General features: G+C 50.0%; 19 protein-coding genes and 1 tRNA gene. 12 read left to right on the forward strand and 8 right to left on the reverse strand.

What is annotated here, in order from left to right; all coding sequences use genetic code 11:
* The coding region (locus NP603_RS20330; RefSeq protein ID WP_256612711.1) for a DUF2523 family protein at positions 1–85 on the forward strand (85 nt) is incomplete at its 5' end.
* 12 nt (positions 86–97) lie between these two features.
* Positions 98–1,498 carry a zonular occludens toxin domain-containing protein gene (locus NP603_RS20335; RefSeq protein ID WP_256612691.1) on the forward strand — a complete coding sequence of 467 codons (1,401 nt, stop codon included), beginning with the start codon at positions 98–100 and terminating at the stop codon, positions 1,496–1,498.
* A 51-nt stretch (positions 1,499–1,549) separates the two neighbouring features.
* Here NP603_RS20335 and NP603_RS20340 read toward each other — a convergent pair whose 3' ends face one another.
* From NP603_RS20340 to NP603_RS20350, 3 genes are all read right to left on the reverse strand, one after another.
* Positions 1,550–2,212 (reverse strand): hypothetical protein, encoded by a 663-nt coding sequence (locus NP603_RS20340; protein ID WP_256612692.1) that lies wholly within the window; start codon positions 2,210–2,212, stop codon positions 1,550–1,552.
* Positions 2,209–3,342 (reverse strand): AAA family ATPase, encoded by a 1,134-nt coding sequence (locus NP603_RS20345; RefSeq protein WP_256612693.1) that lies wholly within the window; start codon positions 3,340–3,342, stop codon positions 2,209–2,211. Before NP603_RS20345 ends, NP603_RS20340 begins: the two co-directional genes overlap by 4 nt.
* A 547-nt stretch (positions 3,343–3,889) precedes the next feature.
* Positions 3,890–4,180, reverse strand: coding sequence for a hypothetical protein (locus NP603_RS20350; RefSeq protein ID WP_256612694.1), 291 nt, complete (start codon positions 4,178–4,180; stop codon positions 3,890–3,892).
* Positions 4,181–4,362: 182 nt separating this feature from the next.
* On the opposite strand from NP603_RS20350, the gene NP603_RS20355 reads away from it, so the two are divergent.
* Genes NP603_RS20355 through NP603_RS20365 form a run of 3 tightly spaced genes read left to right on the forward strand, consistent with a single transcriptional unit; the run spans position 4,363 to position 7,132 of the window.
* Positions 4,363–4,596, forward strand: a complete 234-nt coding sequence (locus NP603_RS20355) for a FeoA family protein (protein ID WP_256612695.1) — start codon at positions 4,363–4,365, stop codon at positions 4,594–4,596.
* Positions 4,593–6,911, forward strand: a complete 2,319-nt coding sequence (feoB, locus tag NP603_RS20360; RefSeq protein ID WP_256612696.1) for a Fe(2+) transporter permease subunit FeoB — start codon at positions 4,593–4,595, stop codon at positions 6,909–6,911. The genes NP603_RS20355 and feoB overlap by 4 nt, the downstream gene beginning before the upstream one ends.
* A complete protein-coding gene (locus NP603_RS20365; RefSeq protein WP_140914292.1) occupies positions 6,908–7,132 on the forward strand; it encodes a FeoC-like transcriptional regulator in 225 nt (74 codons plus the stop codon). The genes feoB and NP603_RS20365 overlap by 4 nt, the downstream gene beginning before the upstream one ends.
* A 35-nt stretch (positions 7,133–7,167) precedes the next feature.
* On the opposite strand, the gene NP603_RS20370 is transcribed toward NP603_RS20365, so the two are convergent.
* The 3 genes from NP603_RS20370 to NP603_RS20380 all read right to left on the reverse strand — a co-directional run bounded on the left by NP603_RS20370 (position 7,168) and on the right by NP603_RS20380 (position 9,144).
* Complete coding sequence (locus NP603_RS20370; protein WP_256612697.1) at positions 7,168–7,458, reverse strand: hypothetical protein; 291 nt, start codon at positions 7,456–7,458, stop codon at positions 7,168–7,170.
* 76 nt (positions 7,459–7,534) lie between these two features.
* Entirely contained in the window at positions 7,535–8,485 is a 951-nt protein-coding gene (locus NP603_RS20375) for a YncE family protein (protein WP_256612698.1), read from the reverse strand.
* A gap of 62 nt (positions 8,486–8,547) precedes the next feature.
* A complete protein-coding gene (locus NP603_RS20380; protein WP_256612699.1) occupies positions 8,548–9,144 on the reverse strand; it encodes an SRPBCC family protein in 597 nt (198 codons plus the stop codon).
* Between the two features lie 123 nt (positions 9,145–9,267).
* Here NP603_RS20380 and sbcB point away from each other — a divergent pair, with 123 nt between their 5' ends.
* The 7 genes from sbcB to NP603_RS20415 all read left to right on the forward strand — a co-directional run bounded on the left by sbcB (position 9,268) and on the right by NP603_RS20415 (position 17,933).
* A complete protein-coding gene (gene sbcB, locus NP603_RS20385) occupies positions 9,268–10,707 on the forward strand; it encodes an exodeoxyribonuclease I (RefSeq protein WP_256612701.1) in 1,440 nt (479 codons plus the stop codon).
* A 55-nt stretch (positions 10,708–10,762) separates the two neighbouring features.
* The gene (locus NP603_RS20390) at positions 10,763–11,944 is read left to right on the forward strand and encodes a pyridoxal phosphate-dependent aminotransferase (protein WP_256612702.1); all 1,182 of its coding nucleotides are present in this window, start codon (positions 10,763–10,765) and stop codon (positions 11,942–11,944) included.
* Positions 11,945–12,039: 95 nt separating this feature from the next.
* Positions 12,040–12,126: transfer RNA gene (locus NP603_RS20395), tRNA-Leu, on the forward strand.
* 175 nt (positions 12,127–12,301) lie between these two features.
* On the forward strand, positions 12,302–13,567 hold the full coding sequence (locus tag NP603_RS20400) for a tyrosine-type recombinase/integrase (RefSeq protein ID WP_256612703.1): 1,266 nt from the start codon (positions 12,302–12,304) through the stop codon (positions 13,565–13,567).
* A 1,732-nt stretch (positions 13,568–15,299) separates the two neighbouring features.
* Positions 15,300–16,394: an integrase domain-containing protein gene (locus tag NP603_RS20405; RefSeq protein ID WP_256612705.1), complete on the forward strand. Its 1,095-nt coding sequence runs from the start codon at positions 15,300–15,302 to the stop codon at positions 16,392–16,394.
* Entirely contained in the window at positions 16,378–16,698 is a 321-nt protein-coding gene (locus NP603_RS20410) for a hypothetical protein (RefSeq protein WP_256612706.1), read from the forward strand. The genes NP603_RS20405 and NP603_RS20410 overlap by 17 nt, the downstream gene beginning before the upstream one ends.
* Positions 16,695–17,933 (forward strand): DUF1173 family protein, encoded by a 1,239-nt coding sequence (locus tag NP603_RS20415; RefSeq protein WP_256612708.1) that lies wholly within the window; start codon positions 16,695–16,697, stop codon positions 17,931–17,933. The genes NP603_RS20410 and NP603_RS20415 overlap by 4 nt, the downstream gene beginning before the upstream one ends.
* Before the next feature lie 214 nt (positions 17,934–18,147).
* Here the strand turns inward: NP603_RS20415 and NP603_RS20420 are convergent, their stop codons facing one another.
* Both NP603_RS20420 and NP603_RS20425 read right to left on the reverse strand, forming a co-directional pair.
* On the reverse strand, positions 18,148–18,870 hold the full coding sequence (locus NP603_RS20420; protein ID WP_256612709.1) for a hypothetical protein: 723 nt from the start codon (positions 18,868–18,870) through the stop codon (positions 18,148–18,150).
* The gene (locus tag NP603_RS20425; RefSeq protein ID WP_256612710.1) at positions 18,830–22,987 is read right to left on the reverse strand and encodes a hypothetical protein; all 4,158 of its coding nucleotides are present in this window, start codon (positions 22,985–22,987) and stop codon (positions 18,830–18,832) included. Before NP603_RS20425 ends, NP603_RS20420 begins: the two co-directional genes overlap by 41 nt.
* Positions 22,988–23,003: the final 16 nt, after the last annotated feature.

Below are 23,003 nucleotides of genomic sequence, written 5' to 3' on the forward strand. Positions count from 1 at the left end.
ATTTTTTCGGATTCCGGAAGCCTTAAACATTATCTTCAGCGCCGCGACCACCAAGTTCGTGTTCCGCTTCCTCGGCTTCTCGTAACGCGTTACGAAAATGGCAACCGCAATCCATCACGGCCCGCCCGGTTCCTTTAAGTCCTTTACCTTGGTTCAACGCCGGGCGATCGATGCGCTAAAGGAGGGAAGGGTGGTTGTGACCAACATTCGCGGCTTCACCTCGCTGGATCGGATAAAGGACCAGTTCGAAGATATCCACTTTCCGGACACTGCCGAACTGATCTACATGCATACCGAGATTGCCGAGCATCGGCTTTATATGGCGTCGTGGTTTCATTGGGTGCCGCTGCGGGCCTTGGTGCTGATCGACGAAGCCCAGCGGATTTATCCGGATCGGCGCGACTTCAAAAAAGAAAGCCTCGATACCCGTATCGCGCCGCCAGGCTTTGAGGTCCAAGAGCTGGCCGTGGAAATTGAAGACGAATACACCGGCGAACGCTACTTCGTCTATCGCCCGGAAAATGTCGATACCGCCTTCGATATGCAACGCCATTTTCAATGGGATGTTTACCTATCCACGCCCAACATCAACAAGATTAAAGACTTTATCCGCGAAGTGGCCGAAGTGGCGTACCGGCACAAGTCTTTATCCGGCAAGCTGCCGGACTGGTTAGCCAAGCTGCTGGGTTTACATAACGCCTGGTACGAATTCCAACACGACGCCGAAAACAACGGCAAGGCCGCAACTCACCTAGTGGGTGCGCCGAGGAAATATAAAGCCGATGAACGAATCTTCAAATGTTACCAATCCACCGCCACCGGCGAACACACGCAAAGCAAAGCCGGCCAATCCGTCTTTGGCGATCCGAAGCTTAAGATGGTGTTGGCTGTGCTGGTTCTGGCTCTCGGTTCTTTGCTCTGGTCTGCGCTGTTTGGTGGCAAACCTGCTGCAAGCAAAACCGATCCGGCTAGCGCTACGCTGGTGCCTGGGCCGCCTGCTAACCCTGGCGGTACTGGTCTGGCGAAAGCTGCTGGCCCGGCTGCTGCTGGCGCTGTGCCTGATGTACTTAACCAGCAAAGCCCTGGTTTTTTTAATCAACTAGGCTACAAACTGCTGCAAATCGCTTATCAAGACTTTGCCGACCACTACCACAACCGGCTCGCCTTTGTCGCCGACTCCGAAGATGGCCTAAAAACCGTCGACTTCCGCCAGCTCGCATTCGACGGGGTGAGGGTGGCGATTGCTTCCGTCTGTAGCATTACGCTCCTGGCGCCGGATGGCACGCAACTCAAGCTTGGCTGCTCTGCGCCTCAAGTCAAAAACTGCGCCGTCGCCTCCGACTCCGAAACCCTGATTATCCGCCGCAACTGCCACAAATACGGCGAGCTGCCTAAAACCCCGCCCAATGAACTGCGAGAAATCGAACTGAGGCCGGCGCTGATGAACATGGCCAGCGCCGATCCTGCTCAACCCGTGCCGCCAGGCAAGGCAAAATAATCTAAACTGTTAAACATTACCCCTTGCCAAAAGCGCTATTGTAAATTTCTCTTATGCCTTAAATGTTTCGATGAGTTCGCTAAAACTGTTAATGTGGTTTGTTTCATTTAACCGCTTTATTAACTGCTCTAAATAGGTTTTGTGGAACACAAAATCCGGGCTTCGTTTTGTATATGTTTGATGATGTTTTTCTTGTATAAGTCTTCGTAAATAAGTTTCAGAGAATTGTGCTCTATTGCCATATTCAATAGAAATAGGTGTTAACTCTTCTGGATCATGCATCCTTACATGGTGGTGCGTTAAGAATCTTATAAGCTCAGGATTTGACGGGTTTGAGGAAACTATTCGTCTATTCCCAAGAGCCCAAGCTTCAAAGCAGAAGTGTTGCACAATTATCTTGTAGTTAATATTTAGGTTCGGTCTGTCTTTTTTTATGTAAGTCTCTATCTCTTCAAATTTATCCTGCCTTGTCATTTCCTCGGAATCTATTACCACTACCAATGTAAAAATATTACCCAGATTAATGATATCTTCTATAGCGTTATCGATCATCTCCAGGATGCTTGGATAGCCTCCGCCATCAAATATAATAAAATTATTCTCTGCGGTTTCTATTAGCGTATTTATCGGTGAAAGCGATGGGTTAAGTAGGGGAATCCATTTTGTATATACTTTTTTCTCAACGGCGCCTTCTACAACTATATAATAATTCACCTTAAGCCCTTAGTATAAAATGGATCGTTTATTAGCTGAATAAATGCCTTTTGTTTTGAGTGTCCAAACTTTTCAACATATTCTCCGCCGCATTTAATTGTCACGTTAGACCCGTTCCTGTGAAATATTTGCCAATTAACAATTGGCATATTGTTAATTAAATAAGGATGATGGGTTGTGATTATAAATTGCTTATTTATTCCGTGATCGGCCAGGAAAGACGGTAAAAAATCAATTGCATTTATCCCTAAAGAGTTTTCGTACTCGTCGATTAGATATAAGCTGTTTCTGGGAAGAGATATTATATCTGTCATTATTAACAAAACCTTTTGCATTCCTGCGGATAAGTTGTGTAAAAGAATTTCACCATGTACATTCTTTTCCCTTATGCAAAAAATCGGCACTTTATGAGGTGATATTGATAAGTCTGGCACGCTGGCGAATTCCTTAACATCACAATGGTCAATGGCAGGAAAAATAGACTTATAAAACCCAATCAAATCATCATATAGGCTTTTAAAGTACTTTTTAAGAAAGTAAAGTTTTAGACTTAAATTTAGCTCATTTTTTGTTGATAGCGTTTCTAAGGATTTTTTTGTCATTAATTCCTTGTTGATCATGTCTGGAATTGATGAGTATGCAAGGCTTTGTTTTAATGCGTCGTCCGAGAATGATCGCCGTAGTATCTTTAGAAAGGCTTGATATAGATCTTCTATTATAGGTTCCTCCTTGAGCAGATAAATGCTGCACAATCCACTAACTAATTTTGGTAACTGATGCCCTTTATATATAAAGTCATCGCCTCTACTTATTATTGTGGTTTCAGTTCCATCAAAAGCAATCTTTACTACTTCTTCTTTGACTATGCGTCCAACTCCTTCGTTATTGATTTCTCCATCGTAATTCCACTTATATTTGGCTTCTTCTCCTTCAAATATTATTTCCCATTTACCTCCTTTGTATAAGTGACCTTGAGCCACAAAGACGCCAATATCGAAAAGTGTATTCAGCAGCTTAGTTTTACCGGAACCCGTTTCACCCACAAATAAATTTATTGCGTTCAATGTAATTGGTGTGTAATTCCATCCTGGTTGCCTTTCATCGTGATATTCGAACGATATTATTTTCATTAAATTCTCTGAATAAGTAATGGCTGTATATTAATGTTTTCCTTAGTGTAGCCTTTATTCGCTTGGTCACGCAATCCGGCCAGCGCAGCCAGCCGGATGCCCGCGCGGGAAAGCCTCCGATCCTCTACATTCCCACACTAACCAGACCAAAACAGCCTTAAACGAAGGCAAGGGCGGTTGTGGCCGGCGGCAAAGGTCTTTATGGCCAATGTTACTTTCAACGCCGAATGAAGCGCCGCCTCGAACAATTCGACACAGCGGGAGACCGATCCCGGCGCGATGCACCGGAGCCGGAAGGCGAACGGGTCACGTACTCCAGTCACGGCCTCAGATTGCCAGGATTGAAGAGGCTCGTGACTGCGAGAGTGGAAGCGCCACCAGGCGCCGTTCAGGTCGGTTAGGCGTGCGGTGAGCAAAACGGAGCGTTAGCGGAGTGGTCCGCGTAGCGGTTGCGAACGTAAGCTCGCCGTCATCATAAGGGAGCGAAGCGAACCACATTTGTACAATACAGAACCAACACCGGGCCGGCCTTGGCCCGGCTAGCCAGCTACCAGCCGCGAGGTTCTCTTCGAAGTGATTCGGCTGTCCAGATTCGCCGCTTGTACATCAGTCGGCCGCGAGAGAACACAAAGCCGGCCCATTCGCCAGACAAATGCTTGCGGTCCCACAATAACAGGTAACGCTCTGCAAGCTGATTGCCTTCCCAGTCCCATCGCTCAATCTGTTGAACATCAACACCTAAAACCTCTGCTGCGCGCTCTTGATTAAGCTGGACCTTATACCACCGAACATAGTAAAAGCTTGATTTCGGCCGGCGTCCGCGTTTTTTGTGTGTCATAGTTTCGACTCCTGGCTTTAGGGAATCGAAAAAATGCAATTAGGATGCCCGTTAGCAATTTAACATAATATACATTATGCGAACCCTAAGCCACGACACCTCACCGAACACTTAAATTTGCGGTATCGATTTTCTGATATGGTATAGTGCTTACTAATGAGAACAATTATTAATTAGCCTGCATGCAGACAAATTTTAAAGCACTGGCGGCTGGCGATACTGGCCGCATCATAGGGTTCGATCAATCCGGCGGAGTTTATCGAAAAAAACTGCTGGCAATGGGTTTGACGCCCGGTACCGAATTTACCGTGACGCGTTTCGCGCCTATGGGCGATCCGGTCGAGATTAAGATTCGCGGCTTTTCCCTGTCGCTCCGCAAAAACGAAGCGTCGGTGTTACTCATAGAAAAAGTATGAGCGACACCGTTTTTACTGTTGGTGTTGTCGGTAACCCCAATTGCGGCAAAACCACGTTGTTCAACGCGTTGACCGGCTCCAAACAGCATGTCGGCAACTGGCCGGGCGTTACAGTCGAACAAAAAACCGGCGAATACCTTCATAAAGGCAGACGGATCGATGTTGTTGATTTGCCTGGCACTTATTCGCTGGAAGCCGATGACGACAGCATCTCGCTGGACGAAAAAGTCGCGCGGGATTACGTAGCCTCGCGCCAAGCCGATTTAATCATCAACATCGTCGATGCTTCGAACATCGAACGTAATCTCTACCTGACCTCGCAATTGCTCGAGATGCGGGTGCCGATGATTCTGGTTCTGAACATGATGGATGCCGTAAAAAAGCGCGGCATCCGCATAGATACTAATTTGTTGGCCGGACAATTGAGTTGCCCGGTGGTGCCGGTAACCGCGGCGACCGGCCAAGGCATCAAGGACTTGCTCGAAATCATCAGCAAAGCTTGCGTCGACAAGCCGGTTCCCCAACTTCAAGTCGATTATCAAGCGGAGATCGAAGCGGCCGTCGGGGAGTTGAAACCGCTATTATTAGATATCTCCTGCCGCAACCGCTGCGATAGCCGCTGGCTTGCCTTGCGTCTGTTGGAAAACGATACCTTGGCCAAGCAGATCGCCGGCCCGGAACTCACCGAAACGGCCAGTCGCCTGCGACGCCAAATCGAAGATCAGACTGGCGACGAAATCGACATCCTGGCCGCCGACGCTCGCTACGGTCTGGTTAACCGGCTGGTGCAGAACTCGGTATGTAAATTAAACGAAGTCTCGCGCAATACCACCGACAAAATCGACGCCATCGTGCTGAACCGGTTTCTGGGCATCCCGATATTTCTGCTGGTGATGTACGCAATGTTCATGTTTACGATCAATGTTGGCAGCGCATTCGTTGACTTTTTCGATAAAGCCGTCGGCGCACTATTGGTAGACGGCCTCAGCACCTGGCTGACGGCAATGAACTTGCCGGATTGGCTGGTGGTTTTAACCAGTAGCGGCATCGGCGGCGGCATTCAGGTCGTGTCGACTTTCATTCCGATCGTCGGTTTTTTATTCATCTTCCTTTCCATGTTGGAAGATTCGGGATACATGTCGCGCGCCGCTTTCGTGATGGATCGCTTCATGTGCATGATCGGCCTGCCGGGCAAATCCTTCGTGCCCATGATCGTTGGTTTCGGTTGCAACGTCCCCGCCATCATCGCCACTCGCACACTGGACAACCAGCGCGACCGGATATTGACCAACATGATGAATCCGTTCATGTCCTGCGGCGCCCGCCTCCCGGTCTATGCCTTGTTCGCCGCAGCCTTCTTTCCGGTCGGCGGCCAAAACCTGGTGTTCGGCTTGTATCTGTTCGGCATCGTGGTCGCGGTTTTGACCGGACTGATCATGCGTTACACCCTGCTGCGCGGCTCCCCTACTCCTTTTTTGATGGAATTGCCCGCCTACCACTTACCGACTCTACGCGGGGTTTACTTCAAGACCTGGGAGCGCCTGAAAACCTTCATCGTCAACGCCGGCAAAGTCATCGTGCCGATGGTGCTTGTCTTGAACGTATTGAACTCGGTCGGAATCGACGGCAGCTTCGGCCAAGAAAACAGCGACAAATCGGTACTCAGCGAAATCGGCCGGCAATTGACTCCGGCATTTCAACCGATGGGCATCGCCCGCGACAACTGGCCGGCGACCGTCGGCATTTTTACTGGCGTACTGGCTAAAGAGGCGGTGGTCGGAACGCTGGATGCGCTTTACAGCCAGATGGCCGCCAGCGACGCCGATGTCGAGGATAAAAGTTTCGATTTGGCTGCGGCTTTATCGGAAGCCTGCCAAACCGTGCCGGACAATCTGATCGCGATTGCCGACAAATTGCTGGATCCACTGGGTATTGGCATTGCCAATGTCGCCGATCAAGCCAGCGCTGCCGAAAAACAACAAGTCAAATTGGATACTTTTGCCGTGATGCAGGCGCATTTCGACGGCCAGGTCGGCGCTTTTGCCTATCTGCTATTTATTCTGCTCTACGCGCCTTGTGTTGCAGCGACCGCCGCCATCTACAAGGAAACCAGTGCCGGCTGGGCTTTGTTCGTAGTAGGTTGGACTACTTTCGTGGCTTATTTGACCGCAACCCTGTTCTACCAAGGCATGACCTTCAGCCAGCATCCGCAAACGGCGTTAGGCTGGATTTTCGGTCTGACGCTGTTGTTTGCCGGCGTGCTGCTGGTGTTGCGCTTTTACGGCGCCCGTCAAATCCGTGGAGTAACTTCATGATATTGTCTGACTTGCGCGGCTACCTGCAGGACAAACGCCGGGCTACGCTGCACGATTTGGTACTGCATTTTCACATGGATGCCGACGCCTTGAGAGGCATGCTCGGCAAATGGATCAGCAAAGGCAAAGTCAAGCAAACTGCGGCCGGCAGCGCTTGCGGCAGCGGTGGTTGCTGCAAATGCGATCCGCTGCTGACCGAAATCTACGAGTGGGTGGATTGAGGTGTTAGCGGGAGATTGTCCCGCCAACCGAACGCTTACTTACTCTCTGCAAGCCAGCCCTGCAAAGCTTCAATCAATTCCTGAGCCTGCTTTTCGCTGGAAATATTGAATTTGGATTTTTGTTGGTATTCGCCGTTGCGTTTTTGGTAACGGCGGATGCTGAAACGGTCCTGGCTGTATTGGTTTTTGGCCGGTTCCCAGTCCTGGTAACGGAAAATCACGGTCGCCCAGGCACCTTTGCTCAGGATCTTCTTGTCCAATTCCTTGACGGTTTCGATGCCGCCGTCTTCGTAACGAATAGTTAAATCTTCGACGTTTTCAGTCATAAAGTTCTCAACGAGTTTTAAAGCCGGCGCGCAGTCTACCACCGCAATGGCGCCGCCTGCAAAATACCGTCGGCTATCAATGCGTAATGAACTCGCCGAAAGCGCGACTGCCCTCCCCCGTATTGATGGTATCCACCACTTGCAAGGTTTTGGCGTCGATGACCGAGACATTGTTATCGAACCAATTGGCGACATAAATATGCCTGTCGTCCGGGTGCGCGCTAATACCTTCCGGTTTGTCGCCGACCGGAATCACGGCAACTTGTTTCAAGGTCGCGGTATCGACGACCGAGACAGTGCTGTCGTCCTGATTAGTCACGAACAACAAACCGTCGCTATTGGCCAGCGCCACAGCGTAAGGTCGGGCGCCAACTTTAACCGTGGCCAGCCGCTTCAGGCTGCGCGCATCCAGCACGGTAACATCGTCGCTTTCTACATTGGCCGAATACAAGCGCTTGCCTTGGCTATCGACTGCAATCCCGAACGGGTGAGCGCCGACTTTGGTGGTGTTGCGGATCGTCAGTTTGCGCAAATCGATTTGGGAAATGGAATCGTCTATCCGGTTGGCGACGTACAGCCAGCGGTTGTCGGGGCTGACGGTCATGCCCGACGGCGATTTACCCACAGTGATGGTTTTTAACCGGCTGAAATCCTTGCTATCGAACACGGCCACCGAGTTCTCGTACCAATCGGCAACAAAAATTTGTTGGCCCTTGCGGTCGGTTGTGATCCCCAACGAGGCGCCGCCGACTTTGACGTTTCGCAACTTGGTCAGTTTGTCGCCGTCCAGCACGGCAAAGCCACCGCCCTCCGGCGTGCTGACATAAATTTGTTTCAATACCGGATTTATCGCCACGCCGGCCGGTTTGCCTTCGACTTTGATCGTTTCGATGACGCTACGGTTTTGGGTATCAATCACCGAGACCGAATTATCCAGTTGATTGGTGATAAAGGCACGCGGATTGGCGTGAACCGGCATCGCGGCGATAGCAAATAAGCAAACAGCCTTAAACCTGAATCTGGACATGAACAAAATGGGGGCGGGAGGAAAATGGTTCCCGGCTCAAGGCCGGGAACGGATAAAGCCGATTAACGCTTGATATCGATTTCGACGTGAGCGGCTGCGGAACCGGCTTTTTTGGACAAGGCTTCCAGGCCGGTTTTCAGCACGTTGCTCACCGCTTTGTCGGCGGCTTCTTCGTTCAATTCCGCCGGCGGATTGTTGTTGACGTAAGCGCGGTAGTAAGTGGCAACCCACTCGACTTCGGTCTTGCCGCCTTTGTCAGTGACTTGTAATTCGGCCGCATAGTTACCGACCGGCAATACCGGCAACGGCTCGTCCTGGCCGGCATGTTTGATGGTGCCGGTGTTGCTCATTTCGGTGATTTTGTATTTGTAGCTCATTTTGGCGGCATCGTAGGCTTTCAATTCCTCGGTGATGGTACCGCCGTTAGCCAAAGTCAGCGTGCGCACCGCGCCTTTGTCGTTGCTACCGTTGCCTTTCACGCTTTTGATGCCGGGATGCCAGGACATGTCGTCGTAGTTTTTGATCAAATCCCATACTTTTGCCGCGGGTGCGTCGACGGTCACGGTAGCGGTCATTTTCGCTCTGACGGGGCCGTGCGCATTGGCTAAGCCGGCGAACATCAGCAAAACGGATGAAACGAGTAGCGAGGTTTTTTTCATAACACTTTCCTATGAAGGTCACATAAAATGGAGCGGGCGATTATAGAATAATTTTTCGCCGCCAGTATCCGCAAAAGCGCGTTTGCGGAAATTTTCCCGGCCGCCCTCCTCCCGGTTCCGCCCATGACTTCAACCACTTTTTTCTGGCACGACTACGAAACTTTCGGCGCCGATCCGCAACGCGACCGGCCGTGCCAGTTTGCCGGAGTCCGCACCGATACCGACTTCAACCTCGTCGGCGACCCGATCATGCTTTACTGTAGGCCGGCCGACGATTATTTGCCGCATCCGGAAGCCTGCCTGATCACCGGCATCACGCCGCAACTGGCGGCGGCGCAGGGTGTCTGCGAGGCGGCATTCGCCGAGACGATTCACGACGCCCTGTCCCAGCCAGGCACCTGCGGCGTCGGCTACAACAGTATCCGCTTCGACGACGAAGTCACCCGCAATCTGCTCTACCGCAACTTCTTCGATCCCTACGCCAGAGAATGGCAGAACGGCAATTCGCGCTGGGATTTGATCGACGTGGTCCGCGCCGCCAGAGCCTTGCGTCCGGAAGGCATCGAATGGCCCGATAAGGAAGATGGCCTGCCCAGTTTCCGTTTGGAGGATTTGACCCAAGCTAACGGCTTGTTGCACGACGCCGCGCACGATGCCTTGTCGGACGTCTACGCGACGATCGCGATTGCGAAGCTGGTCAAACAAAAGCAGCCCAAACTGTTCGAATACCTGATCAACCACCGCCATAAAAGCCAAGTGTCGAATCTGCTGCGGCTCGGTAGTTTTACGCCGCTGGTACATATTTCCGGCCGCTTGCCGTCACGCAACCATTGCCTGGCCGTGGTATTGCCGCTGGCGCAGCATCCGACCAATAGCAATGAAGTCATCGTTTACGACCTTGCCATCGATCCAGAACCTTTATTGGCGCTATCCGCGGAAGAGATCAAACAGCGCTTGTTTGTGGCTAACACGGACTTGCCGGAAGGAACGGTGCGGATTCCGTTGAAAACCGTACACATCAACAAATGTCCGGTGTTGGCGCCGATCTCCGTGCTGAAACCGGCCGACCGGGAGCGCTTGCAACTGGATTTGGCCGTGCATGATCGGCACCTAAAGCAAATTCAGGTAGCACCAGCCCTGGACGCCAAATTAGCCGAGGTGTTTAGCCGCCGGAGCGACGACACGAAACCCAGCGATCCGGATTTGATGATCTATAGCGGCGGCTTTTTCAGCCAGCGCGACAAGTCTCTGTGCCAACGGCTGCGACAAACCGCCCCCGCGAGCTTGGCCGATTTCGAATCCGAATTCGAAGACTTGCGTCTGCCGGAAATGCTGTTTCGCTACCGCGCCAGAAATTATCCGGAAACATTGAACCCGGAAGAGCGTCGGCAATGGTCGGCGTTTTGCCGCGACCGGCTGGAACGGGAAAGCGCCGGTTACATCGGTTTGGCGCAGTTCCGGGAAAAAATCAACGCCTTGCGCGCCGATAGCGGCCAGAGCCAAACGCTACTGGACGCTCTGGAAAATTATGCCGACCAGTTGGCCGCAAAACACCATGTTTGATGCCGGCTTATACCGTATAATGCCGACCATTTGAGTAAATTTCGACCGAGGAATCATGAGCATCACACTGTCCGACCGAGTTAAAGCGGTTAAACCCTCCCCTACCCTGGCCATCACCGCCAGAGCCGCCGCGATGCGCGCTGCCGGTAAGGACATTATCGGCCTGGGCGCCGGCGAACCCGATTTCGATACGCCGGACCACATCAAAAACGCCGCAATCCAGGCCATTAACTCCGGATTTACCAAATACACCGCCGTGGACGGTACCGCCGGCCTGAAAAATGCCATTATCGCCAAGTTCAAACGCGACAATGGCCTGGAATACCAGCCCAAACAAATCTTGGTATCTTGCGGCGGCAAACAGAGCTTCTTCAACCTGGCGCAAGCCCTGCTCAATCCCGGCGACGAAGTCATCATTCCTGCGCCTTATTGGGTCTCGTATCCGGACATGGTGTTATTGGCGGACGGCGTACCAGTGATTATTGAAACCGGCCAAAGCCAGGGTTTCAAAATCACGCCGGAACAATTGCGCGCGGCGATCACCCCGAAAACCCGCTTGCTGGTCATCAACAGCCCGTCCAATCCGACCGGCGCGGCTTACAGCCTGGATGAATTAAAAGCCTTGGGCGACGTACTGCGCGACTATCCCGAGATTTTGATCGCCACCGACGACATGTACGAGTTGATCCTGTGGAACAAAGGCCAATTCGTCAACATACTCAACGCCCACCCGGATTTTTACGACCGCACCATCGTTTTAAACGGTGTCTCCAAAGCCTATTCCATGACCGGCTGGCGCATCGGTTATGCCGCTGGTCCAGCGGATTTGATCGACGCGATGTGCATCATCCAGTCGCAAAGCACCTCGAATCCGACCTCGATTTCGCAAGTCGCCGCCGAAGAAGCCTTGAACGGCGACCAAGGCTGCATCGATACCATGATGGTCGAATTCAAGAAACGCCACGATTATGTCGTCGCCGAATTAAACAGCATCGACGGCATTGAATGCTTGCCGACCGACGGCACCTTTTACGTATTCCCTAACGTCGAAAAACTGTTGGCACGTCTGGACGGCATCAACGACGATCTCGAATTTGCTGAATTTTTGATCGAAAAAGCTGGCGTCGCCCTCGTGCCAGGCTCTGCGTTTGGCTGCCCCGGCCATATCCGGATTTCCATCGCCACCAGCATGGCCAATCTGGAAAACGCACTGGCCCGGATCAAACAAGCGATTTAAGCCGATACCGCATCGGCCGCCGGGCTTGCCAAGTTTCGATTGACAATTCCCGGCATTGCTTTAGAATTCGCGGCCTTCCAACACACGTTCGGAATGCCTCGGTGGCGAAATAGGTAGACGCACGAGACTTAAAATCTCGCGACCGAAAGGTCGTACCGGTTCGATTCCGGTCTGAGGCACCATTTATGCATCCAACAGGGTGCAACCCAATCCAAAAACCCGCAAGTTTACTGGCTTCGCGGGTTTTTTATTGTCCGACGCAATCCAACGAAAACTAGCCAAGTACACACCAAATCGTGTATTTTTTCGTGTACTCACTGATACCTTCCGGAAAAAGTACACACTGGGGCGTGCAAGATGGCTGAAAAACTCAATAAGGACGCGGTCTACAAGGCTGCCAAGCCAGAAGAAAAAGATTATTTCATCAATGATGGCGGCGGACTTTATCTGTGGGTTAAGTCTGGCGGCTCCAAACTTTGGCAATTTGTCTACACCTTCGAGGGTAAACGGAAGCGTCTTGCCCTTGGAGCATATCCAGGCGTAACGCTAGAAATTGCTCGACGAAAGGCTTCAGAAATCCGTGAACAACTTGCCAACGATAATGATCCTGCGGAAGGACGCAAGAAAGTTAGGCAAGAGAAGCAAACAGCCAAGCTCAATCAAGAGCGGAAAAGCGATGGTTTACCCATTCTGAATAGTTTTGCCGACATAACCAGCAAATGGCTTGATTCCATCATCAATACCAATACAGCCGACACTCTGACGAAAAAGAAAAATCGCCTCACGACTTGGATTTTCCCCTTCATAGGTGATAAGCCAATCGACGGCATTAAATCTGCCGAAGTTTTAGCGGCACTCAAACCTTTAATTGAAGCGGGCAAACTGGATACCGCGCATCGACTCCGGGCTGAGATTAGCGCCATTTTTGCATATGCGATCGTACACAACTTAACCGAGTTCGATCCAGCTCAACCCGTAGCCAAGCAAATACCCGCGCAAAAGGTAAAACATCGAGCAGCAATCATCGACCCGAAACTGGTTGCACAATTGCTCAGGGACATCAGCAACTACCAAGGCACATTTGTCGTGCAGTCCGCGTTACGCATTTCTCCATTGTTATTTCAAAGACCGGGGGAAATCAGAAAAATGCTCTGGTCCGATATTGATTTTGAATCGAATGAATGGCGGCCATTCATCTCCAAAACAGATTTCCACCATATAGTGCCTCTTTCTACCCAAGCGACTGAGATTTTAAAGAACATCCATCCCTTGACCGGAAACAACACATACGTATTCCCTTCAAGTCGAGGTAACGGTCGCCCCATGTCGGAAAACACCATCATGACCGCACTCAAGACATTGGGTTACGACAGTGAAGTCATGACGGCACATGGTTTTAGAACCACTGCATCGACATTGTTAAATGAACAGGGTTGGAGTCCAGACGCCATCGAACGACAACTATCCCACGCCCCCAGAGACAAAATAAGAGCAGTTTACAATCGAGCCCAATATTTGGACGAACGCCGGCGAATGATGCAATCCTGGGGAGATTATCTGGATACACTGAAAAGCGGCAAAAGCGCAGACGTAATACCAATCCGTAGATCATTGAATACTTGATTGCTCTCGTTTCAGGAAGCGAAAGCGGTTTTGAATATTAGCAACCTACAGATGCGCGCAGGTACTTTTATGAATCATTAATGCGTCGAATAATGATCGATAAAAAAGCTTTTTGTTGATCATTTTGCTCATCAGGCATTTGACTATGCAAGCATGGCATCAGTATTTACTTACATGTTTAGAAATTGAGATTATTTGTATTACCGGTGTTACCGTCTTATCTGGCGTAGGCTGCAGAGGATATGTCGACGGATTACCCAGTATTACCGGTATTACTCGCAGACGATGTCTATAAATCAGCTTCCAGATCATCCAGATATGTCTCTTGTCGAAATCGATTTAATCGATTTTGGCGTCACTCCAGTTTTTAATACCCCGTTTTTCAATGGCGGTTGGTGCGAAAGTCATTCATGTCTTTAAATCTGAATTGTCCAATAAAATCCAGCGCCGTCCAGCCTGTATTCATCACTTAAGCAATTGAAATAAAATGAAAAAACCATTTGACAGCCACTCAATTTCAACCCCAAAATAGCCCTGCACGTAGAACTTTTCGGGACGAAATTTTCATAGACTGCACTTCGGCAGTATAAAAAGCGAAGAAGTACCAGCTATAGAGTCCCTAGTGGGATGGCAGAGGAACGCCGCTGGATGTACTGTGTCCGTTGGGCCTTAGGGCAATGCGTCCACGCTTAAATTTATTTTTGGTGCAGTTAGGGCGTTGAAAACGCTCTTTCTGGGTCGGCAGGGAAAATGCGCCTTGATGAAAGGCACGGTCGCTGTCGATAGCGAAGCAATTTTAAAATTCATCAACGATCGTCTGCCGATCGCTGAGTAATCCAAAGCGCCTCAATGGCGCAAACCAATAGACCGCGCGAGTAGAGTTTCGAAAGGTGGTGTTGCCGTTGCGCGTTTGCAGGCGCGCAGAAATTTTGCCTGGAACCCTGGTTCCGCAAAATGGATAACTGAAAGGTCGTTTGACCGCTTCGGTGGTGGCAATCGTTCGCTAGGGTTTTATATCAATTGTCCCCATCTGGATCGGCGACAGGCGACTGCCTGTCCACCAGAGCAAGGCGGTTGAACATCTTTTAGAATCCCGTCGTTCCGTTTTCAAATCGGCCTGTGCTACCGGCAGTCGCGTTTGTCGGCGTAACAACCGATTTCGTCACGCGGATTGGATCTGGATTCCTTTCAAAGTCATACCCGGACGTTTGCATAACGTCTTCCGGTACACACCCAAGCCCGCTGTTTCGCCGTTTCTAAAAAACAGAAACAGAACGGGATTCAAGCATTTCCATTAAGTAAATCAACCGGATACCTGCGTAACAATCGCGGGTTTTGCCGGGTCAGTCTGTCACGAACGTGTAAGGGGCCGAGTTTAGCGTCGCAATAGGACGCTGAATGCGTCTGGCCAGCACCCCGAGTTCGTCACCGACCGACACCCATTACTCGCCCGCGCAGCGAGTCATAAGCCGCGCACCTCACACTGGGTATACACCTCCGCCGGGTAGGCAACCCGTGCGTCAACACTCATCGTCATGAGTTTGGCCTTGTATACCAAAGAGGGGTTGGAGCCGGGGTCCCCCGCTCATGACGAAAGAACAACCTGTTTTACCAAGGCCACCCCGGCTCCCTTGTTCAAAGCCGACTGATGATGCACATGGCATTGCCCATAACATCAGTGCCAGTCTGCTTTGGACAAGGGAGTCTGTTGCCCACTTTTTTGGAGAACCGTATGCCAACCAAAACCGATAAACCCAACCCATTGAAACGAAAGTCGATACATCAAGATCAAGTGGACGATGCTGATACGGCAAGCGTAACTATGGCTGATCATGAGAAGCCCCGCAAAACACGTGACCGCAAACAGCAAGGAAAAACCGGAAACGCACTCGGCCGCAATCTCGGCCTGGGTAGTCGCAACCTGACCCGAGCCGGAAAAACCAGCGCCCATCAATCGGGCAAGGCCTTCGCCACGCGCGGCACACTCGCCGAGCGCTGGTCGGTGTTTGCCAAATGGCTGGAACAAACCCAAGGCATCAAACGCATGGAAGATATTAACCGTGAGCACTTGTTGGCTTATGGCCACGCATTGAAAGCCCGGGTGGAACGCGACGAATTGAAAGCCTCGACCGCGCAACTGTATGTTTCGGCGGTCAACAGCATCATGACGTCTGCAATGAATGGCAATTGGCAGACGGTCAGTCCGACCCGAGATTGTGGCATACCCAAGCGGCGCTACATTCCTGAAACCAGCAAAGCCATGCCGCAGTCGCAGTACGACCAGTTGCAAATCAGTGTCGACGACGAGCACATACTCGTCTTGCTAAATCTGCAACGGACATTTGGGCTGCGTTTCAAGGAATCGGCCTTGCTGGATGCGCAAAAAGCGCTTCGCCAGGCGCAACGGGAAGGCCGCATCACCGTCTTCAGCGGCACCAAGGGTGGCAAACGGCGCCAAGTGCCGATCTCAGCAGAAGCCTTGGTGGCATTGGAAACAGCCGCCGACCTGCAGGATGGACCGTCTATGATTCCCGCCAATCTGCGTTATGTCGATTTTCGCGACCACTGCTATCGCCAGGCACAACAACAGCAATTCCAGTTTCATGGTCAACGCCATCACTACGCCCAGCAGCGCTATCTGGCATTAACCGGCGTACCGGCGCCGATCAACACCGACATTGCAAAATCAGCCTGGCATGCTTACATGGCCACCCAACTTAACATCGATCCTGAAGCCGCGGAAAAACTGGATCAACGCGCCCGCAGCATCCTCTCGCAGGAATTGGGCCACGAGCGTCTGGAGGTGGTGCGTGTCTATATTGGTTAAACAAATTCATGCTCTGGCCCACCACTATGTTCGCCAGGGTTCCAAAGCCCATCGCCGCTTACAGGTTGGACGCATGATCAAGTTCGTGGAATTTATCGAACAGACGGAAAGGCCGCATAACCTGCACGAAATCGGCAAACGCCACGTCATTGCCTTCTGGAAAGCCCACCGCGACCTGGCACCGAAAACCGCTCATGCCTATTGGCTGGCGTTGTGCGTGATCTGGGAGTGGACTGATAAACCGGGGCAACCGCCGAAACCATTATGTACTGCCGAATCCGAACATAAGGAGGATCAGCCATGAGTGAATTATTACTGGATGGAGAAACCTACGACTATCTGTGGCTGACCGACCGTAGCCATGCCAAAGCCCAACAGATACTGCGCCGCTATCATGGCTGCACCGAACGGCCCTGCTGTCAGTGTCTGACGGATAAACGCAATCGGCAATTGGTCATCAAAGTTCGTGGTCAACGATATTATCTGGCCCGCAAAGCCGACACCAGCCACCACCATGCCGAATGGTGTCTATTGTACGAACCGCCGGAAACGGGAGGCCCGTCAGCCAAACAGAAACCGGCCATCCAGTACGAAGGCGATACCGTCAATGTCAAACTGCAGACTCGGCTAACACGTGCCAGTTTCACGACCACGCAAACCGACGACAAGCCGGTTGCCGAAGACAAACCCAATCTACCTCACAAAAAGGCGCCCAGTCTTAAACCGGCTCGAGCGTCCACCAGGCCAGTGGGATTATTCCAGGCCCTGATCCAGAAAGCCCAACTGAACGACTGGCAGCCGCAGCAAACGGAACGCCCGTTTGCAGCATCTACCCGAGCACTGGCGAAAGCGGCGCAAACCGTCACCCTGGAAAAGCAGCAACCCGTTGCCGAACGCCTGGTCATTACTCTCTGGGAACGGAACCTGGAACATAGCCAAGCCATCAACCTGGCTGCGCTGCAAACCCGAACAGATAATCCACAACAAGCGGCCATCGTGGTCGGTGAAATCATGGCGTGCCGGAACTCCACCAAAATAGAAGGCTCCATTGGGCTCAAATTGAAACTGTTGAACGTTCCGCTGTGGCTGCCGCCGCCCTTGGCCAGAAAGGCGACCAACAGCTTTGCTCAGTTATTCGACGAAATTGGCAAACCCGACCGGCGCATTCTGGCGATTGCGGCAGTATTCCGCAACAAAACCAGCTTTGTGGTCAGCGACATTGGACTGATCCGTACCAACCGGCAATTCATTCCGGTCGACTCATCCTATGAACTGCAGGTGACCGACAAACTGATTGCCGAACAGCGCAGATTTAGCAAGCCGTTGAAATTGGAGGGCGAACTACGATACCTGCCGGATTTTCTCTTACACGACTGCCAGATTCCATGGGTCATGGAGGTGTTTGGCATCACCAACGATGACAAATACCAAGCTCACAAACTCGAGAAGCTCCAGTATTATCGAGATCACGGCATTCCATGTTGGCAATGGGAACCTGACGCCGAGAAAGTGATGCCGGATTTTCCGGTGAAGACATGAACTGCCATCGGCTGGTCACGCCCCCTAGCTGCCTGTCGCGCTTCTCCAAAGCCGCCAGTCGGTCAAAGCCAGATTCTGGAACTGGAGGACTATAAAGCCGACATTAGCGACCTCAACCAATCGGCCATAGAAGTTTCAATATTATCTGTCAGCAATGAAGGAAATAGCAGACGTCCGAAACTTAATTTTGTGACCACATCTTTTAGGTCGTTAGCTACAAACTACCATTCTCAAAACCGCTATCATGTGTATGTTTTTCGATATCGATTTGTTGAATTTCGTCAATGATCTCATTACGAATTGACTGGCTTAACGCTATAAAACTATCCAATTTTTCAAGCTTTGTTTCTAGATTTTTGATTTTGTCGATTCTGATTTGGTTTGCCTTCTCTCCTTCCCCAATGTCATCATCTTTTGAAACTAATCGATGAATCACCACCAAATCATCATCCGGCATCAAGCTGATGGCTTTATCAAGCCAATCCTTTGTTTTTTCGTCAAGTGCTCTTTCAACAGCTTGGTTAAGGGCAAAATTGATCCAAACACGGGCTGCTTGATCAATACCAATAGCCATATCTAGCCACGGCTTTGCATCTTCTTCGCCTACGGCATTATCTGCTTCGTCGTCCTGATTCCAAAAACGATAGAACGAATGCCGATTCTCTGGGTTTAACGCATCCAATGTTTTAAAAATGGCTTCGAAATTCTCAAAAGGACGATGATTATTGCGGAATGAAGATCGATGTTGCCAAAGCGTTAAAATGGTTTCGAAACAACGGTGTTGCACTTGGGCTTTTTCTTCACCCTTTGCATTATCAAGGCAAGCCAACTGTTCGGCGATAAAATGGGCGAGCCAACGCGAAAGTGTGTCGACACCAGGTTCAAGCCCCAATTCGTCAACTAGGGCTTTCCCTAAGCTGATAACTTTTGCCTGCATCTCTGAGCTTTCCACCTGCTGAGAGGAGATAAACTTTGCTATAAGGGGGTGGGTACTCGATTCCATCATCAGTTTTTGCTCGGTAAGAGTTGTAGGCGTAGCGACGTTCGATTTGGGCTTTAATAATCAAATCCTGTCCTAATCGGGCGCAAACATTTGTCAAGAAATCGAGTGAAGCATTGACCCTGTTGCCATGCCTGACGGGTGAATCCCTACCATTAGGCGGTTTATCTCCCCATAGCTCGCTGACCATTACCGGATTTTCAGCATTTGGCGAATACCAGTTCCTTTGCTCACAATCAGTCCATAAACCGAACTGTTCTACAATCGATTCTCCAGGCCGATAAGGCGGATAGCTAATGTCACCTGCAAAAGGGTCATATTCATCCAAACCTTTATCTTGTGATTTACTGTAAATCCAACCTTGAATTTGGAATGGTGGCTCATCAAATTCCATCCCTTCCTCTTGATAGTCTGGAATTTTATAATCACGAGGATTAGAACAAGTCGTCAAGGCATTCAGCAAAGCCGTTGAAGCTTCTGGATGGACAAACGCGCTGGCAATATAAAATTGTTCTATACGGTCGCTGTCATTATCGCTCCACGATCCAGAAACATTCAGCCATGTTTTGCCGTCACGCTCCAACAACAAGCCTTCAAGAAAATCATCAGCGACAATTTCCCAACGCCAGCTGTCAGATTTATCGTTTTTTAGCCAAGCGCGTCTGGACAATGGAGCGGGATCACGTCGATCAGCTAACCAACGATTATCTGAGCGGCTCAATAAATGTCGCTGTAACCATTCCTGCCATGCGTTTTCATACCAGTCGTTTTTATGCACAATAGGCATGGCCTGCAATAGCTTGGTTGCTACCGCAAGCATGGCGTGGTAAGAAAGATAAAATTGGTAATCGTCGGTTTTAGGATAACTGGCGTGGCTGTGCCAAGTGTCACGATCAGATCGCCATAAATCTTGCCGAGAATCGCGAACATATTCGCCATCCATACAAATATTCCAATATTTAAATAAGGTTTGCCGTGCTAGTTCTTCAACCTGTGTTGATGAAACCCCAAATACATCACCCAGCGGCTCAAACCAGTAACGGTCAAAGTCGTAAGAAAAATGGAATCCCAATGATTTATCAACTTCACCACGCTCATGCCAAGATGAGTCAAAATAATCTCCATAACCCTCGACAGTTCGAACAGGAAAGGGGCTTAACCCAACTTGCCGCAGTTTTTCAAGTACGTCGGGATCGTAAGTATTTGGGACCGCTGCTTCAAGCAACAGTGCAATGTCAGCCGCATATTTTTGGATAATCGCTTGAGGAATATCATTTAGCGCATAGTGGGCAAATATGGCGTGATGTTTAAGGAAAATCTGCGGCACATCCATCGCCGCACGAGCAATAGCGATTAAGAGATATTGCCGGGCATGAAGATTATAAAAAGGATATTTATGGCTACCGAAGGCACCGACATTATCTTTCGTCATCCAGCTAATTAGAGAGTCAATTTCTTCTGCGCATCCAGTTTCGGCAAGACGGCGAACACAATGTGCGGCTTGCCAACGCTCCGCAGAACGTGGCGAACCCAATGCCGACCAAATAAATCCCGCGATTGCTTCGGTGATTGATTCTGTTGGTGTTAGCCAATCAGCCCAAAGGCCATCTGCATATTGGTCGTCAATATGTTCTTCAAAACGTTTCAAGCCAAAATCCAACACATCAGCCGCTTGCTCGGGCGTTATGAAGGTGGACACCGCATGGCTAAAACCAAACAGCGTACGGGCATCGGCTTGGTTATATGAATTTGCCAAACCCTCCAAGATGCCTTGATTGAGGAGCTCAATTTCTTGCTCTGTAGCTTGGAGTTTTTCTAAGTAGTAAATCCGACTATAGTAATTGGTATATCTACTTGGAAAACGTCTACCGACGGATTGAAAAACTTTATGCCAAGCTCTTTGAACACTGATGTTTTCACGCCAAGCGCTTGGGAATGCGTTCAATCCATATTCAACGTCAAACGCATCGGCACTTTCGGCGTTGATGATGCAGTCTAAAATCTGACTCGCTTTATTTTCTGGAGCCCGGTTAAATAGTTCTTGCCAAAAATTTTCAGGAGAACGAGGGCCAGTGATGGCATCAAAACGATCGATGGCTTGACTTAACCCCGTGCTGCTGGTCAGGTCGAGCCCAACAAACAGGGTTTGCCAATCAGGCGGATCTTTATCAACTCGATAAATGCTTGTTGAGGGCTCATCCTTTTCAACTTGGCTAGGTAGCTTGACCTGATCGGCATAAAAAGCCAAAACTTGATTTAAGTCTTTATTACTTAACGAGAACTGCTGTGCAGTGTTTGCCAATGTTTGCCAACTAGTTTCTGAATTATCTCTAAGCCGTAAATCCCTGACGGCATGATCCAAAATCACTTGGCGGCGACTGTTATCCGTTTCTAACTCAATACACAATGCGACAAAGCTGTCTAAACCGTAATTTTGAGAAAATACGGCTAATGACCAACCCACTGCCGACGTAAGCTGTTTGGTTTTAATCGCTGCTTGGACTAATGCGGGCAATTGTTCACCGATCCAGCCAATATTGCGGTCACGCCAACGGCTCAAGGCCGCAAAAGCAGAAGTATGGTGCAGTTTAAAACAGGTTTTTATCGCTTCGTCCCTGTCCCAATATTTTTCTTCAACCACCGTATTGCCAACCAATTCAGCGCAACGGATAAAGCGATAAGCCGATTCTGGGGAAGCATAACCGCCATCAGCGCTACGTTTGGCGGCGGCCACTATCGCCTGCCAACGGTCAACCAACTCATCGCCAAACTTTGATACCACTTCAATAGCTTCATCAAAATAGGCTTTTGCGTCCTCTGGATTGACGGGTAATACGGCCCTAGCCAACTGGATATAACCATCCGCCAACGACTCTGGGCCTCCGTCTTTATCGGTTGCAATCATATCCCGACATGACCGTTCCAACGGTTTCCTTAGGTTAGACAAATGCGCTAAACGACAAGCCGTACGTAAGGCATTTAAGCGATCAGTCGTTGAAAAACGTAAGTCTTTACTCGAAAGTTCGGTAACGAAATCGTTTAAAGCCGCCTCAGTTACTTCCGGATTAAAAACTAAACATTCAAAACGGGCTAAAGTAAGCTCGAAAGGCAAGCGATCATGGCTTTGGTATCGTTGGGCACAGGCACGTTTTGATTGCTCGCTGGCCGTTTGAGTGAGCGCATCCGTATTGTCTACGCTGCCCAATAGGGATTGAGCGCGGAGGAGATACCAAGGCATCAGACTGCCGACTACTTGTTCAAAACGTTTAATATCCTGTTCTCTTTCATATTTAGGTTGCTTGTCTAGCCATTGCTCCGGCATTAGCAACTTCAAGTCTGGTTGTAGATTTCCTGATAGCAAGGCTTTAAGAGCGGTACTGCGAACAAATAGTCTTCGTTCCTCTGAGTCTGCATGATCGCTGTATATTGGGTACGTTGCAGTCGTCGGTAGATAGTGCTTCAGTACTCGTTGGATATTAGAAAAGCAAAGTCCAGAAGCAGCACAAGCTTCAGCAAATGAGACGATTGCGAAGTGCAAGCTTTTTTCTCGCCAATGGGAACTTGCCTTAGTCTTCTTAATCCGAGTGCGGGAATGGCCTAATAATACCAAGCTGTTTTGCAGTGCTTTGATCGGGGGTAATTTGCCAACGGCTACCAATTCGTCAGCAATAGCGAGCATAATGTAAATATTCCGGCAGCCAAGTTCTGCGATTTCATCAATCGTTACAAATTGCCCTGCATCAATCAAACGGCTAACCAAGAGCTTAGTAACCCGAAAACCCACATCTGGCGGACGCCAACTGGCAATGTGATTAACGCATTTTTGAGCGCCAAACAAATTCAAGTGGGCAAATGCCAATTCGACAATATCTTCATCTTTAAGACGTTCTTCATGGCGATGGGTTTTGTCCTTTTCACGTTCATCGAAGTAGTTATTTAACCAATTGTGCGCCGACCTTAAATAACCCCGCGCTTCCCCTTTGTAGTCCTCTACACTTGATAACAAAGCCGCCGAATAGACATTTTCAGAACCTAGCCAAGCACCGCTGAGCATTCGCCGAAATGCCAGG

The sequence above is a fragment of the Methylomonas aurea genome, assembly GCF_024505045.1.
Taxonomy (GTDB): Bacteria; Pseudomonadota; Gammaproteobacteria; order Methylococcales; family Methylomonadaceae; genus Methylomonas; species Methylomonas aurea.